The sequence below is a fragment of the Sporocytophaga sp. genome (assembly GCF_017745095.1).
Taxonomy (GTDB): Bacteria; Bacteroidota; Bacteroidia; order Cytophagales; family Cytophagaceae; genus Sporocytophaga.
Genome location: NZ_JAGHZZ010000002.1, coordinates 152,958 through 167,386, shown reverse-complemented (window position 1 = coordinate 167,386; position 14,429 = coordinate 152,958). Strand labels below are relative to the sequence as shown.

The following is a 14,429-nucleotide window of genomic DNA, read 5'->3' as shown; positions in this document are numbered from 1 at the left end:
AAGTAATTAAAGTGACAGGAAAGAAGCAACTGACCCTTACTTATTAATTAAATTAAATAAATGTCAATTAATATTTTATATAGTTTTATAGTGGTTCTCATTCAAAAGGAAAAAAATCATCTAAATTTGGGGTTACATTTTTAAAAGAATTTGTATACAGCCTTTAATAGCAGTATCTTTAATTAATACTTTTTGTAGATTTATTTGTAACTTAATGCTCTTATAATTCTTTAAAACTGATTTTGAAAATATTAGACTCGAAAACAAATTAAATAATATGAAAAAAAGCCTACTTCTTTTAACCATTATCCTTACCGCAATAAGGGGCTTTGGGCAAAATCTTCAAATTTCGGGAGGAAACGATTTCTCGGCAGCTGTTTGCGAAAACCAGACTGTATTTGTTTGGGGGGAAAATAGTAAAGGACAACTTGGAATATCATTAACAGATGCTCCATTCCCTCTTAATACATTTAGCAATACACCTGTAGCAGTTAGGAGAGGAAACATAGATAATAATACAGGAGGTTTAACTTATGGGAATTTACCTGCAATTAGTCAGGTGGATGCAGGATCAGGAGCACATGTTCTTGGTCTTTCTTGTGCAGGACAGGTTTGGGCTTGGGGAGAAGGAGCTTTAGGGCAGTTAGGTCGAGGATCATTAGTCAACAGTGGTGTCCCTACAAGAGTCTCCAGAGGATTACAAGCTTCCAAAATAGATGCTGTAAGTGATCCAAACGGTGTTTTCCTTCATGATATTTTTTATGTTTCTGGAGGTAATGCATCATCATTTGCTTTGGAGAAAGTTACCAGAAGAGTTTTGGCTTGGGGCCAGAATAAAAATGGACAGTTAGGAGATGGAACAACAACAGATCGTACTACGCCAGTATATGTTATTAAAAATGATGGAACTCCATTAGATAATATTATCCAGATTGAAGGAGGTGATGCCTGTACTTATGCATTGGATGCAGCTGGAAATGTTTGGTCTTGGGGGGTAAATGATGGAAATCAACTGGGAAGACCAGCTGCAGACGGAAGTACGGCAGCAATTACAGCAGGAAAAGTAATCCAAGGTGATCCATTAAATAGTGGTTATTCAGCTACTCCAACTCCGGCCCAATTTTTATCCAACATTATACAAATTTCAGGTGGAGATACTCACTGCTTAGCTTTGGATGGTAAGGGAAATGTATGGTCATTTGGAGGTGACTGGGGAATTGGACAGTTAGGTAGAGGTGGAACCGTCGCTGCAGCTACAGGTGTCTATCAAAATGATGCAAGAAGGGTGGTTATTCCGGGTCTTACTACGTATGCCACTACAGAGGCTCAGTTTTTAGGAAATGGTATTGATGGGAAAGCTGTTTATGTATCCGCAGGTCAGGCCAATTCAGCTATTGTTATGGCAAATGGTAAAGTAGTTACATTTGGAGCAAGAGGATTGTTTAATGATAAGCCAATTTCAACAGGGTCAGGGGGATCGATTGATTGTCTAAAACCTGGCGGAGATTTGGTTGGCGCAGGGTCCTTAGGTGATGGTAATTCTGCTTGTAATTTAACTAGTTGTGATGGAAAGTCTACTAAATTGTTTAGTCCGTTTCCGGTTTATGTAAAAGATGGTTCAAAACCTGGTAATCAAGATTTAACAGGCATTGTTTCGGTTTCCGATGGTGATGCTTGGTTTTATGCAGTTTCAGGAGGAGGTGCGGCGTATGCTTGGGGATGGAACAGAAGAGGGGAGCTTGGCGTTGGTGATTTCGTTGACAAATGCAGTGCAGTAAGTTTTACCCTACCTTCAGGTTGTAGTTTTGCTAATCCATGTCCAGGCAAGCCTAACCTGGGTCCTGATGTTGTGACTTGTCCAGGTTTTTCTGCCACTTTAAATTCAAATATACCTCAGACTTACACCTCGTATGAATATACTTGGGAATATCGTGCGGGAACGTCAGGTGCATGGTTGCCTCTTGGAACACCAAAGGGAGATGATGTAACATACACTCCTGCAACTGATTTTGGGCAATATAGAGTTACTATTTCAGATGATAGAGCTTCAGTAGCATTTCTTTGCGGTCCATGTCCCGTTTATATGGATACAGTTACTTATACCGCTCCACCAAGTCCATATATAACAGGAGGTTGTGTTGATGCTGTTGCAAATAAAGCTAGCTTTTATATAGTTGATCCAGACAATTTACCGATTAAATGGTATAAAAACCTTAACGATCTTCCTGGTACTGAATTGAATCCTTTAGACACGAAAGATTCAATTGTTGTTCCATTTACATCTACTAACACTTCAGCAACAGGTTGCGCAAGGGCTTTGTATGCAGAAGACAAATCTAGTATAAGTGGTTCGATAATTAAAACTCAGCCATGTGCTCCTGATGCATCAAATGTTAATGGTCCTCTTTATACAATGATTACTTCAACTCAACCAATTAAATTGACTGAAGTAAGTTTCTTCCAGGGAAGTGGCTGGGGAGCAGGTGCTTTTGAATTAAGGATTCATCCTAATGTTATTCCAAGTACTATTTACTGTAATGATTGTAGTCCTGCTGGAAATTACAATGGTCCAGGAGGCGCCGGTACTGTTATAGAAACGACCACCTTTCCTGAAGCAAATTCTGCAAGGACTTGGACGTTAACCACACCTTACGATTTACCTGCCGGAACTTATTGGCTGGCAATTAAAGCAACGTCAGGTGCATTAAGAGCTTTTAATTGCGCTACAACAATAACTAACAATAGTAACCTTTGGTCAACTCCCGCAACAGAGACCAATAATGTGCTTACTGGAAATGCTTCTATTGTCGGAAATAATTCAAAGAATAAAGGCGGATTGTACAATATTTCATACACCTCAGGCCCTACTTATTCTTGCGGTAGAATTTTAGTATGCGCGGATGGTTCCACTTGTCCTCTTCCTGTTGAATTCATTCATTTCAGTGCTGAGAGACAATCTGCTTCTTTAGTATTATTAAAATGGTCTACTGCTACTGAAAAGAATGCTAAAGAATTCGTAATTGAGAGATCTTTTGATGGTATAAATTTCGTTGCGGTTGGTACGCTTAAAGCAGCTGGAAATTCAAATTCACAAAGAAATTATAATTTCACTGATAAAAATAATTCGAAAAACACTTCTTATTACAGAATCCGTGAAGTTGATTTTAACGGTGATATTACAAGCACAGAAGTAGAGCCTGTTATTGGGTCTGAAGCTTCTTTCAAGTACAGTATTGTTCCTAACCCTAATAAAGGAGTTTTCAAAGTACAGGTATTCAATGCCGAAGGAAAATACCAATTCAACGTAGTGGATTTATTGGGTAAAGAAGTGTATGTAATATCAGGTTATTCTGAAGGTTCTGCCTATGAAAAAGAAATTGATTTAAGTTACTTACCATCAGGTGTTTATTTGATAAACATCATAGGTGAGACTAGCATCGCGACTGAGAAACTTATCATAGAGTAGTTACTCTTAAATTAGAATAAAACAGCTGTTCTTTAATTTAAGGGCAGCTGTTTTTATTTAAGGCCTCTCAATTATTCTATTTAGTTTAATTTAATTGACATAATAGATGAAAAGCATTAGTATTTTTTATATTGAGCTCTGATATATTAATAGCTTTAGTTTAAGTCAGATATACTAAGATTGCAATAAAAACAGTTATACTTCTATATCAATTAAGAGAATTTTAGCTTGACGAAAAAAATAGCTGCAACATTTATTTTGCAGTGAATTTTATTCCTGCCAAATTTGTAATCAAGGGTGAAATTTGAAAATTCATGAGCATCAAAAAAAGATATGTTTTTACCGGTATTATTTCAATTTTTTTATTTCTGATAGTCTGGTTTATCTCTGTTGCACTTGCTTACCCGCCAGTACCACCAAATACTAATGCAGAATCTCTCCCAAGAGAAGAGGTCTCCAAGGGCTTTTATAGAATTGGCAATAACTGGTTTAAGAAGAATGAGTTTGGTATCTATGAAATGTATGTCGAGGGCTCCCCATACGACAGAGGAATTATCAATGGTAAATTAAGTAGTGAACTCGTTAAAAGACAGGAAGATATTTTCGTTGGCCAAATAACAGAACTGGTTCCCAATAAAACCTATCGTGGCTTTTTAAAATACCTCATTGGTTGGTTTAATAGAAACTTGGATGAAAATATTCCATTGGAATATAAACAGGAAATTTCCGGTGTCTCATTTTCTGCCTCTGAGAACTATGGTGCCATTGGTACTCCATATCAGCGATTACTCAATTATCACGCGGCTCACGATATTGGGCATGCTTTGCAGGATAAAAACCTTGTAGGATGTACTTCATTTGCTGCCTGGGATGCTAAAAGCGAAGATGGAGGGTTAGTGGTCGGGAGAAATTTTGACTTTTACGTAGGAGATGAATTTGCTCAGGACAAAATTGTAGCTTTTATAGCTCCTGACAGCGGGTTTAAATTTATGATGGTTACCTGGGGTGGTATGACTGGGGTTCTATCCGGAATGAATGAAAAAGGTCTTACTGTGACTATTAACGCAGCGAAGTCAGACCCTCCGCTTGGATCTGCAACGCCCATATCCTTGGTGGCACGAGAAATATTGCAATATGCTTCTACTATTGATGAAGCAAATAAGATTGCTTCAAAGAGAAAAACTTTTGTTTCTGAATCTATATTAGTCGGTTCTGCAAATGAAAACAAAGCTGCAATCATCGAAAAATCTCCTAATAAACAAGGGCTTTTCGAATCAAATCAGAATTATATAGTTTGTTCAAATCACTACCAAAGTGAAGTATATGCCAATGATCCTCTGAATATTCAAAATAAAAAAGAAAGTTCCTCTCTTTACAGATATGAAAGAATGAATCAGTTGATCGGCAAATATCCTAAGATTGGAGTTAAGGAAACAGCTCAGATCCTAAGAAATAAAAATGGATTAAATGATAAAGAATTGGGTTTTGGCAATGAAAGAGCCATGAATCAGCTTATTGCACATCATTCTGTAATATTTAAACCTACATTAAGACAGGTATGGGTGTCTTCCAATCCATATGTATTAGGGGCTTATGTTGCTTACGATCTTAATAAAATTTTCCAATTGAAAGGTCTTAATAAGGACACTGCCATTTATGAAAAATCATTAGTAATTCCAGCTGATCCTTTTATTTCTACTCAGGAATTCAGAAATTATGAATCGTATAAGAGATTAAAGCAATTCCTGAAAAAGCAGATTAGTAAGGAAGCTATTGTTTCTGAGGATTCAATTGTAAAAATTGTAAAATGCAATCCTGAAAGTTATGAAGCACACTGGATAGCCGGTGATTGCTATAAGTATTTGGGGAAAAGGGATGAAGCTTCAACCATGTATAAGGAGGCTCTCAAAAAGGAAATACCTACTTTAATTGAAAAGAACAAAATTGAAAAACTATTAAGTACTTTATATGAAAACTAATTTTATTAAATCATTTTTTGCTTTATGCATTCTATTTTTTGCTGTGACAGTTTCATTTTCTCAAGACCTGATTTTGAAAAGAGGAGGAGACGAAATTTATGGTAAAGTATTGGAAATAAAAGAAGACAAAATCTTTTTTAAAAACAACGTAAATGATTCTATAATCAACAGTATCGATAAAAGACTTGTTTTCATGGTAAAATTTGAAAACGGAGCAAAGATAGTTTTTGATAATCCGATCATAGCTGAGCCTGTCACGGCAGCACCTGTAGAGGAAAAAGAAGAACCTTCTGGCCCTATGCTTATTGAGACCAGAGGTAGAGGGTTGTATTATTATAATGGCAGGTATTATTCTTCGAAAAGATTGAGTCCTTTATTGCTTTCCACAAACGATAGAGAAATCAGGGATCATATCACCACTGCAAAAGCTGCCAATATTGGAAGCTGGGTTTTATTTGGATTGTCATTCCCACTGGGTACTGTTGGCCTTGTTGGTCTCGCGGAAATTAATGATGCGGCTACGTATGGAACTCCCCAAGATCCTTTAGCTGCGCCTCTGGCTGTTGCTGGTATTGGCTCTTTCTTGATTTGCCAAGTAGGAAATATAGTTCTTAAGAAGGTCGTAAGAGAAAATAGTAGCAGAAAGGCTGTAGAGCGCTACAATCAATTACAACTTTTAAATAAATAATAACCTGATTAGCATGCACGCCCCCGAAATAGAATTTAAGGATAAAGAGCAAGTTAAAAGGTTTCAGGAAAAAAAGCTGGGAGAGTTATTAGATTATCTTCTGGCTTTTTCTCCTTTCTATAAAGAATTGTTTGAGAAAAATAAGATTCAAAGATCTGATATCAATACTCTGGAAGATCTTACAAAAGTACCGGTATCTTCTAAGTATGATCTTTACTCAAGAAATTTTGACTTTTTATGTGTTCCCAAAAATAAAATAGTTGATTATGTTACAACTTCGGGAACACTCGGTGATCCAGTAACATTTGCTCTTACCGATGGCGATCTGGACCGTCTCGGCTATAATGAAGCTATTTCATTCTTGTGTGCAGAATGTAGTGCCGATGATATCTTTCAACTTACAACTACCATAGATCGGAGATTTATGGCTGGCCTTGCATATTTTCTCGGTGCAAGAAAGCTTGGCGCAGGGCTTGTGAGAGTGGGTTCGGGAATACCGGAACTTCAATGGGATACTATACAAAGAATAAACCCTACGGTGTTGGTGGCTGTACCGTCCTTTATTATCAAGCTTATTGAATATGCCGAAGCGAATAATATTGATTATAAATCCAGCTCTGTACAAAAGGCTATTTGTATAGGAGAATCGGTCAGAAATCCTGATTTCTCACTGAATACATTGGGCCAGAAAATACAGGACAAGTGGGGGATTAAATTATACTCTACCTATGCTTCCACTGAAATGGTCACTGCCTTTACCGAGTGCGGAGCGTCGCAAGGAGGACATCATCATCCTGAATTAATCATTGTTGAGTTTTTGGATGATAATAATGTGCCTGTAAAAGAAGGGGAACCTGGTGAAGTAACCATTACAACACTTGGGGTAGAAGGCATGCCTCTCCTTAGATTTAAGACAGGGGATATCTGCACCGCTAACTATGATCAATGTGAGTGCGGACGAACCAGCATGCGTCTTGGGCCAATATTGGGTCGTAAAAATCAAATGATCAAATATAAGGGAACTAGTCTCTATCCTCCTGCTTTGTACGATATATTGGATACAATGCCTATGATTAAAAACTACATTGTTGAAGTTTTTACTAACGAAATTGGTACTGATGAAATCTTAATCAGAATAGGCTGTGTGGATGTTCTTGAGAATTTTGAAAAGGAGATAAAGGACCATTTCAGAGCAAAGCTGAGAGTTGCTCCAATGGTAAGGTTTGAAGATCCGAAGTTGATACAGTCTTTGCAATTCCCTGAAATAAGCAGAAAGGCTATTAAATTTTTTGACAAAAGAAATCCAGTGCTATCCTGATCAACGGATATCAAAACCTTTACCATCTTTCCTTTTGGAAAATCTGGACTCATCTTCAAGTGGTACGTGTCGTCCATGAAGAATGTCTATATAAAATAGCTTTAGATTCGGGTGAATCCTGAATAACTCTGTATTGCGATAATAATTGTGCTCCTTATGCGCAATGGTTTGAAAGTTTATGTAATGACCATTACTTGCTAATGGCTTTTTCAAGCGTTCTCCAAGCTGCTTCCTGAATGTGATGAAATGGGCTCCGTTTAGTGTATGATCTGTTTTGTTGTAGGTTATATAAATGTTTTTCTGAATATGACTTTTTTCAAGCCAACCCTTATGGCGTTTTTGCTTTACTGCCGCCGCATTCATAAGTATGGTTTCAAATATTAATGGACATTTATCTAATCGATTTTTCTTAAGAGATTCCATATAAACATAATTACCAAGACTGTGCATGTGCAGCACTAAAGAAAGGTTGGGTTGGTGCTCTTTTATTTTTCCCAAAGCTTTTACATATTCTGTAAACAGACTTGAAGACTCTTTATAATTGTGTTTAGAGTTATAGAAGTTTTTGATCTTGTTACTTGTAGGAAGCAGGCTGGGTACATCAAAGGCAATGACAGGTATATCGAAAAGAAGTTTGATATCTGCGGCTCTGTTGATCGCTAATGGGAAATCCTTTCCATCTCCATGAATAAAGGTTACTACTTCTTTTGTGCAGCCTGATTTTTGTAAGGCTACTTCCAATGAAGGTACTTCCATGATGTACCAATCAGGGTTTTTCCAAAGGCAGATTAAAGTAGTATATTGATCCGGACGAATAGACTTATCAGAGAAAAGCTTTTGGCTGCTGGCAACTTTATCTCTTACTGTCACCATGATAATAGTTGTGTCGGAAGTCTTCAGCTGCAAGGCCTCGGTCCATTTAAGGTTAGTGCCGTTATACTTATCATAAGGAAAGTATGTCTGGGAAAATGAAGTATATTGAAGGGTTGTAAATGTGACGAACAAAATTGTGCTTATTAGTTTTCCCGATTTCATCGATCCTGATTTGGTTGTTTTTTTGATTTTAATTTAATTTAATGAGATAAACAGATTTGTTTTAAATTTTGATTTTAAATAAACCATGAAAAAAAATTTTACATTTTTATTCGCCATTTTTTCAGTAATTTTTAATGTTTCCGCCCAGAATGATTTGTTTCTCTCAGATGAAATCGTGTGGTACGGAATAGACTTTTCAAATGCTAAATTTGTAGGTGAATTTAGCCAATTTGATGATGCAGGAACAAAAAGTAATAAAGAAATTCAGAGACTATATTTTCCTGAATGGAATGACCTCATCATAAATGAACCTGGAAAGTATAATATCAGAAAGTTTTACGGTTTTGAATTTTTTGCGAATGAGTTGGATCTGGTGATGAAGAATAATGCGGATGCAGACATTAATGTCATTTTTGATCCTTCTACTCCAAATAGACTTTCAAAGACGAAAATACAGAAATTGATAAATAGTTATAATATTAAGGGGAAAAAGGGGCTTGGCCTGGTTTTTATTGTGGATAGCTTCAATAAAATGGAAGGGCAGGGGTATATCTATGTTACCTTTTTTGATCAGGCAACTAAAAAGGTATTATCAACAAACCTATATGAAGGAAAACCAGGTGGCATCGGTGTCAAAAACTACTGGGCAAGAGTTATTCTGAATGTGATGGAGGTTAGTGGTAAAGAATTTAAACAAATGAAAAAAGGAGGATTGTAAGCCTTTAGAAATCTATATGAACACTGAGTTTTAAATAAAATTTTTCTGTTCCGGGGTGGTCATGATAGTTTAGTCTCCATATGCCATCTAGTCTGATCACCCTAAAAATATTCTCAATTCCCACTCCAGCTTCCATAAAAGGTTCTTTAGAAAGGCTATACATTTCTGGTAACAATATCATTTGTGCTTTATTCTTGTTTGACAAGGATCCCATTACTCCTTTGAAAGATATAACTTCTCTCCACTTTAGTTTTCTTACCACCGGAATTTTATTAAAGAAATAACCATCAAAATGATGCGAAACCTGGAGGTTTACATATTGATCACTTACAAACTCGAAAAATTGCATTGAATTAAAAATATAATCATCATAGAAGATTGTCTGGTTGCCATTGTGCAGCTCCAGCAAAGGGTAGGGAAGGGTGCCGAAAATTTTGCCTGCTTCAGCTCGGTATTTAGTATATCCTATATTTTTTATCCTCAATCTTTGTCGGACACTCAAAGCTATTTTCTGATAATTATAATTGCTCCCCAATAAATCCTTTATTCCGCATACCACTGCTGCATCAAACACAGGGTAGGGTGTTCCGAGGCTAATCCTCCTATAATCGCCCCTTAGGAACTTTTCTTTGTATGCATAATGAGTGTAGAATGAAATTTCCGTCGTGGTAATTGATGATATATTCGCAGTATCATTAGTTCCGGGTATTTCTTTACTGTATTCAAGCTTTCCTACAGGCCTTATGGTAGCATTCCTTATCTGTATTTTGTTGGATAAGTTTGGAGTCCAGAATTTTTCATAATACAATTTGTATTCATCAATAAAGTTTAACCTGTTTTGTGCGGAGATTTTAAATAGCGCATTAAGCAGATTGTCTGGCCGCATAAAAGTAACCTGGCTAAAGCCTAGCTGTTCTATGTCATGTTTAACTCTAAAACTTATTATCTCATCTGGATCCTTTTTTCTGAAGTAAGTAATACCAGCTCCATATTTTATTTTCTCATCCCTAAGGCCATAAGCTCCATAACCATCCAGTAAAATTCTCCTGCTAAATTTTGGATTAGTTCTGAACCCCAGCCTGAATTTATTTCCTTCAACTGGGTTATATGAATAAACTTTATAGATAGGGCCAAACTCAATTTTTTTTACAGGTATATATCCTTTAAACAAGACCAGATATCTTTTGAAAGCTTTGGTATTCTTGAGAGAATCACTCAACTGATATAATGCTTGTTCTGAATTTGATAAAGTATCATGCCTGAAGGTTTCCCAGTAAGTATTATCTTTTTCTCCCGCATCTTTCTCTACTGTTGTAATTGCTTTATCATCAAAAAAACTATTTGTAAAAGATGGATTCAAATTGAAATTTTTGTTTGAAGTACTTCTAGATGCAAAAAACTTCTGAGTCTTACCTGAATGAGGAATTAATACTTCTCCATAAATATAAAGCTGTTCCGTTCCTAAAAGGGATCTACTTTCAACATCAGTATATGTTTGTCTTAAGCCAAATGAGGTAATGAAGTTAAGATTGATTTCCTGACCTGCTTTAGCATCTATTTCTTTAATGGTAAATGTAGAATCCCTTATCCACATGATGCCAGATAAAGTTAACTCTTGCTTTCTGGAAGGGAAGTAGCGTACCTTATAACACCAGTTATTGTCTATGTATCCACTGTCAAGCAGCTCATAATCGTAGTGACGAAAACATGAAGTACTTACAGGACTGATAAAATTTTTGTTAAACATCAGTAAGAAATCGTCATAGACATAAACATTCAAGGCAAGATTGGAGAATAGTTTGCCAATACTTTCATTTTTCATCCCCGAAAGCCTTGTTGCTTTTATAACTTCTTTTTGTTTGTTACCATCTTTCTGATAGAAATTATCGGATACTGTTTCAAGTAGCATTACAGGAAGATAGGGCTTTCCTTCTGTGGTATCCATGTTTTCAAAAAAGAATGCAAAGGGCTTGAGATAAAATTGTTTCTTCAAATCTTCATCAAGTTCTCTTAATCCTATCTTTGACTTATTATAGGATTCATAAGAATACCTTTCAATGGTCTCTCTTCTGAAGTTAACTTTGTTGGAGACAACATTCCTTATGATTCGGTAAGCAGGATTTTCTATAACAGAAACTGTAATTTCATTGAGGCTTCCAATTTCTTCTTCCAGATATATATTGATTTGCTGCACTTGATTTTTTTTAATCGGAAGTTTCTTCATGGAGTAACCTACGCTTGTGACAATAAGGCTGTCGGGCGCGGTGGATGTTTCTATAATGTAATTTCCTTCAAAATCAGAAACGGTTCCTTTAGACTTATCGGAAAAATAAATATTTGCAAAAGGAATCAGTTCTTTACTTTGAGCATCAATGACCTTACCTGTAACTCTTGTGATCTGTGAATAGGAGGGGCTTATAAAAAATGAAATGAATAAAATAAAAGATGCAACCCTTGAACAGAGTTGCATCTTCTGATTTCTAAAAAAATAATTTAATGAAATGATCTGTTTCAAAGGTTAACTTGCTCCTTCTTCTAATCGGATAAGATGCGAAAGATTTTTGATAACTCTGTCGTGCTTCTTCACAAAAGGATTATTTAAATCCCATACATAACCAGCAAGTACTGAACATATTTGTTTTTTGATTTCTTCATCTGGCTTAGGCGCAAAGAAAATATCCTGAAGTGTGCCGTCATACCAACCCATTACATAGCTTCTGAATGTATTGACACCCTGCATTGTTGGCTCCATAAATTCCTTTTCCCAGTCCACATTCTGGCCTTTCAGTTTCTTTACTACCAGATTTGCAGCGGTAGCACCTGAAACTGTTGCAAGCGTTACTCCCGAAGAGAAGATAGGGTCAAGGAACTCTGTAACATTACCTGTAAGCACAAATCCATCTCCATAGAATTTATTGGTAGTCACTGACCAGCCTTCCAATGTTCTCGGTTCGAATACTAGGTCAACTCCATCAAATCTTCTTTGAGTATGCGGTTGAGTTTTGATCATCGCTCTGAAGCGTTCTTCAGGCGTCCCTGTAAACCTGTCAAAGAATTCTGTATCACCAACAAAACCAACAGATGTATTGCCATTAGAGAATGGAATGATCCAGATCCACACGCCTGGTTCGTGAGAAACTATTGTAATTCTGTTAGGCTCTTCATCTACATATCTGTTTACATCTACTGTATGCGCAAACAAGGTTCTTCTGGTCGGAAGGTTAGATGGTTGATCAAGATTGAACATTTTAGGAATTACCCTTCCATACCCACTTGCATCTACAATGAACCTGGCCTCAATGGTACTCTTGTTACCATCCTTATCTTCAATTGTGGTTATGCTATCGCTACCATTAAATTTAATATCAGTTACTCCTGTTTCAAACAAAACCGGAATACCTTTGCGCTGCATTTCATCTGTAAGGGTTTTGTCAAAATCAGCTCTTGGTACCTGCCAGGTCCACGACCAGCCTTGGGTAAACTGGTTGGAGAAGTTAAAATCACAAATTTTTCCGTCTTTTACGAACTTAGCTCCAAACTTTTGCTGAAACCCCTTTGCCTTTACAGCTTCAATTAATTCAGCTTCCTCAAGGGCTTCCATGCATCTCGGAAGTAAACTTTCTCCGATGACAAAACGGGGGAACTTAAGTTTTTCAACTACCTTAACTTTTAATCCATGCTTGTGGATAATAGAAGCGGCCACGGCTCCGGAAGGTCCTGCCCCTATTACCAGTACGTCAACTTTTTCAGAACTCATAGTAATCTTAATCTGGTGTTTTTACGAATCAATATCTAAGAAGGCTACTTTGGAAATAAAATTATTTAAAGAATCACCTGTTGTAAAAGTTATGTTTAAATAGGATTTTAATAATCAATTAATTAATAAAATTACCTTAAATGTAAGAAATTAATAAAGTAAAGGAAAAATAAGAATTGAGTTTGTCTTAATTTTCTTATAATCAGGATGTTAATTTTCAGTTTTTAGGGGGAATTCCCAGGGCTCATTTTTGAATTAGTGATGCTGTAAACATTTCTTTGCAGTGCTTTGGAAAAGCTTATTCGATGTACTTTTGGCCTGAAACCTTTAGGCAGCTTAAACATAGAAAACTCATCTTGCAATTGTCACTATCCTGTATATAAATTAGCGCAATATTTCCTGTGTTTGTAACGAGGTCTATTTGGAAAAAGTATTATCTCAACTTTCAGTGAAAACAATTTATCCAATGAAAGGTTATGCAAAACCCTTCGTGGCAGCTCCATTAAGTTTTAATTTATCATCAATAAAACCATTTGAAAATTATTATGAAAAAGATCAGTTTACTTTTTTTGAATTTTTTAGTTGTACTTCTTATTTCTTGTGAAAGTAAGAAGCAGGAACAGGCTAGCCATGATGTAGATACTGTAACAGTTGTAGAAGAGCAGAAACCTAAAGTTACCTTAGAAGAGGTTTGGTCTTCTGATACTACTTTAAAAACTCCTGAATCTGTGATTTTTGATGAAGGTAAAAAGATATTGTATGTATCTAATGTTAACGGTGATCCTACTGCAACAGATAATAATGGGTTTATCTCAAAAGTAAGTCTAGACGGCAAAATTGAAAACCTAGAATGGGTAAAGGGGCTGAGCGCACCAAAGGGTCTTGGTCTTAATAAAAATATCCTTTTTGTAACAGACATCAATAAACTTGTTGAAATCGACACAGACAAAGGAAAAATTGTGAAGACTTATAATGTGCCAGGTGCTAAATTCTTAAATGATGTTTTCGTTACTTCACAGGGAGTTGTGTATTTCTCCGACAGTGAGACTAATAAAATCCACAAACTGGAAAATGGAAAAATAACTGTATTCTCTGATCAAAATTTGAATAAGCCAAACGGTATCTTTATTAAAGATAGCACATTATTTTTAGCCTCTATGGGAAGCAGCGATTTCAAAGCTATTAACATGACTACTAAAAAAGATTCTGTTCTGGCTACAGGTATTGGTATGGGTGATGGTGTAGAGTATGTTGGTACCGGTAATGATTTTCTTGTTTCTGATTGGGAAGGTGGTATTTATTATATTTCTGATGGAAAATCTCAAAAGCTGATCGATTCAAAAGAGCAGAAAGTAAATACTGCTGATATCGAATTTATTCCTTCTGAAGACCTTTTATTAGTCCCTACTTTTTTCAGAAATAAACTGGTTGGTTACAAATTGAAAAAATAGTCCTTTTGCCAGGACGA

At 36.2% G+C, this 14,429-nt stretch carries 9 protein-coding genes; 6 read left to right on the top strand and 3 right to left on the bottom strand.

What is annotated here, in order from left to right; all coding sequences use genetic code 11:
* The first annotated feature begins 277 nt into the window (after positions 1-277).
* The 4 genes from J7604_RS03460 (at position 278) to J7604_RS03445 (ending at position 7,451) form a co-directional block, all read left to right on the top strand.
* A complete protein-coding gene (locus J7604_RS03460; protein ID WP_293891088.1) occupies positions 278-3,466 on the top strand; it encodes a T9SS type A sorting domain-containing protein in 3,189 nt (1,062 codons plus the stop codon).
* 314 nt (positions 3,467-3,780) lie between these two features.
* Positions 3,781-5,445, top strand: a complete 1,665-nt coding sequence (locus J7604_RS03455; protein ID WP_293891085.1) for a C45 family peptidase — start codon at positions 3,781-3,783, stop codon at positions 5,443-5,445.
* A complete protein-coding gene (locus J7604_RS03450) occupies positions 5,435-6,133 on the top strand; it encodes a hypothetical protein (RefSeq protein WP_293891082.1) in 699 nt (232 codons plus the stop codon). Before J7604_RS03455 ends, J7604_RS03450 begins: the two co-directional genes overlap by 11 nt.
* Positions 6,134-6,146: 13 nt before the next feature.
* Positions 6,147-7,451 (top strand): phenylacetate--CoA ligase family protein, encoded by a 1,305-nt coding sequence (locus J7604_RS03445; protein ID WP_293891079.1) that lies wholly within the window; start codon positions 6,147-6,149, stop codon positions 7,449-7,451.
* On the opposite strand, the gene J7604_RS03440 is transcribed toward J7604_RS03445, so the two are convergent.
* The gene (locus tag J7604_RS03440; RefSeq protein ID WP_293891076.1) at positions 7,452-8,486 is read right to left on the bottom strand and encodes an alpha/beta hydrolase; all 1,035 of its coding nucleotides are present in this window, start codon (positions 8,484-8,486) and stop codon (positions 7,452-7,454) included.
* Positions 8,487-8,571: 85 nt separating this feature from the next.
* Between J7604_RS03440 and J7604_RS03435 the strand changes: the two genes are divergently transcribed.
* Positions 8,572-9,204 (top strand): hypothetical protein, encoded by a 633-nt coding sequence (locus J7604_RS03435; RefSeq protein WP_293891073.1) that lies wholly within the window; start codon positions 8,572-8,574, stop codon positions 9,202-9,204.
* A gap of 4 nt (positions 9,205-9,208) precedes the next feature.
* On the opposite strand, the gene J7604_RS03430 is transcribed toward J7604_RS03435, so the two are convergent.
* Together J7604_RS03430 and J7604_RS03425 are read right to left on the bottom strand one after the other, a co-directional pair.
* Positions 9,209-11,674 carry a DUF5686 and carboxypeptidase-like regulatory domain-containing protein gene (locus tag J7604_RS03430; RefSeq protein ID WP_293891070.1) on the bottom strand — a complete coding sequence of 822 codons (2,466 nt, stop codon included), beginning with the start codon at positions 11,672-11,674 and terminating at the stop codon, positions 9,209-9,211.
* Between the two features lie 48 nt (positions 11,675-11,722).
* Complete coding sequence (locus J7604_RS03425; RefSeq protein ID WP_293891067.1) at positions 11,723-12,961, bottom strand: NAD(P)/FAD-dependent oxidoreductase; 1,239 nt, start codon at positions 12,959-12,961, stop codon at positions 11,723-11,725.
* Between the two features lie 545 nt (positions 12,962-13,506).
* Between J7604_RS03425 and J7604_RS03420 the strand changes: the two genes are divergently transcribed.
* Entirely contained in the window at positions 13,507-14,412 is a 906-nt protein-coding gene (locus J7604_RS03420; RefSeq protein WP_293891064.1) for an ATP-binding protein, read from the top strand.
* The last annotated feature ends 17 nt before the right edge of the window (positions 14,413-14,429 follow it).

What these genes read in the sequence shown, in the direction of transcription:
- J7604_RS03460 (WP_293891088.1), top strand. Translation starts at nt 278, where the DNA reads ATGAAAAAAAGCCTACTTCTTTTAACCATTATCCTTACCGCAATAAGG.
- J7604_RS03455 (WP_293891085.1), top strand. Translation starts at nt 3,781, where the DNA reads ATGAGCATCAAAAAAAGATATGTTTTTACCGGTATTATTTCAATTTTT.
- J7604_RS03450 (WP_293891082.1), top strand. Translation starts at nt 5,435, where the DNA reads ATGAAAACTAATTTTATTAAATCATTTTTTGCTTTATGCATTCTATTT.
- J7604_RS03445 (WP_293891079.1), top strand. Translation starts at nt 6,147, where the DNA reads ATGCACGCCCCCGAAATAGAATTTAAGGATAAAGAGCAAGTTAAAAGG.
- J7604_RS03440 (WP_293891076.1), bottom strand. Translation starts at nt 8,486, where the DNA reads ATGAAATCGGGAAAACTAATAAGCACAATTTTGTTCGTCACATTTACA.
- J7604_RS03435 (WP_293891073.1), top strand. Translation starts at nt 8,572, where the DNA reads ATGAAAAAAAATTTTACATTTTTATTCGCCATTTTTTCAGTAATTTTT.
- J7604_RS03430 (WP_293891070.1), bottom strand. Translation starts at nt 11,674, where the DNA reads ATGCAACTCTGTTCAAGGGTTGCATCTTTTATTTTATTCATTTCATTT.
- J7604_RS03425 (WP_293891067.1), bottom strand. Translation starts at nt 12,961, where the DNA reads ATGAGTTCTGAAAAAGTTGACGTACTGGTAATAGGGGCAGGACCTTCC.
- J7604_RS03420 (WP_293891064.1), top strand. Translation starts at nt 13,507, where the DNA reads ATGAAAAAGATCAGTTTACTTTTTTTGAATTTTTTAGTTGTACTTCTT.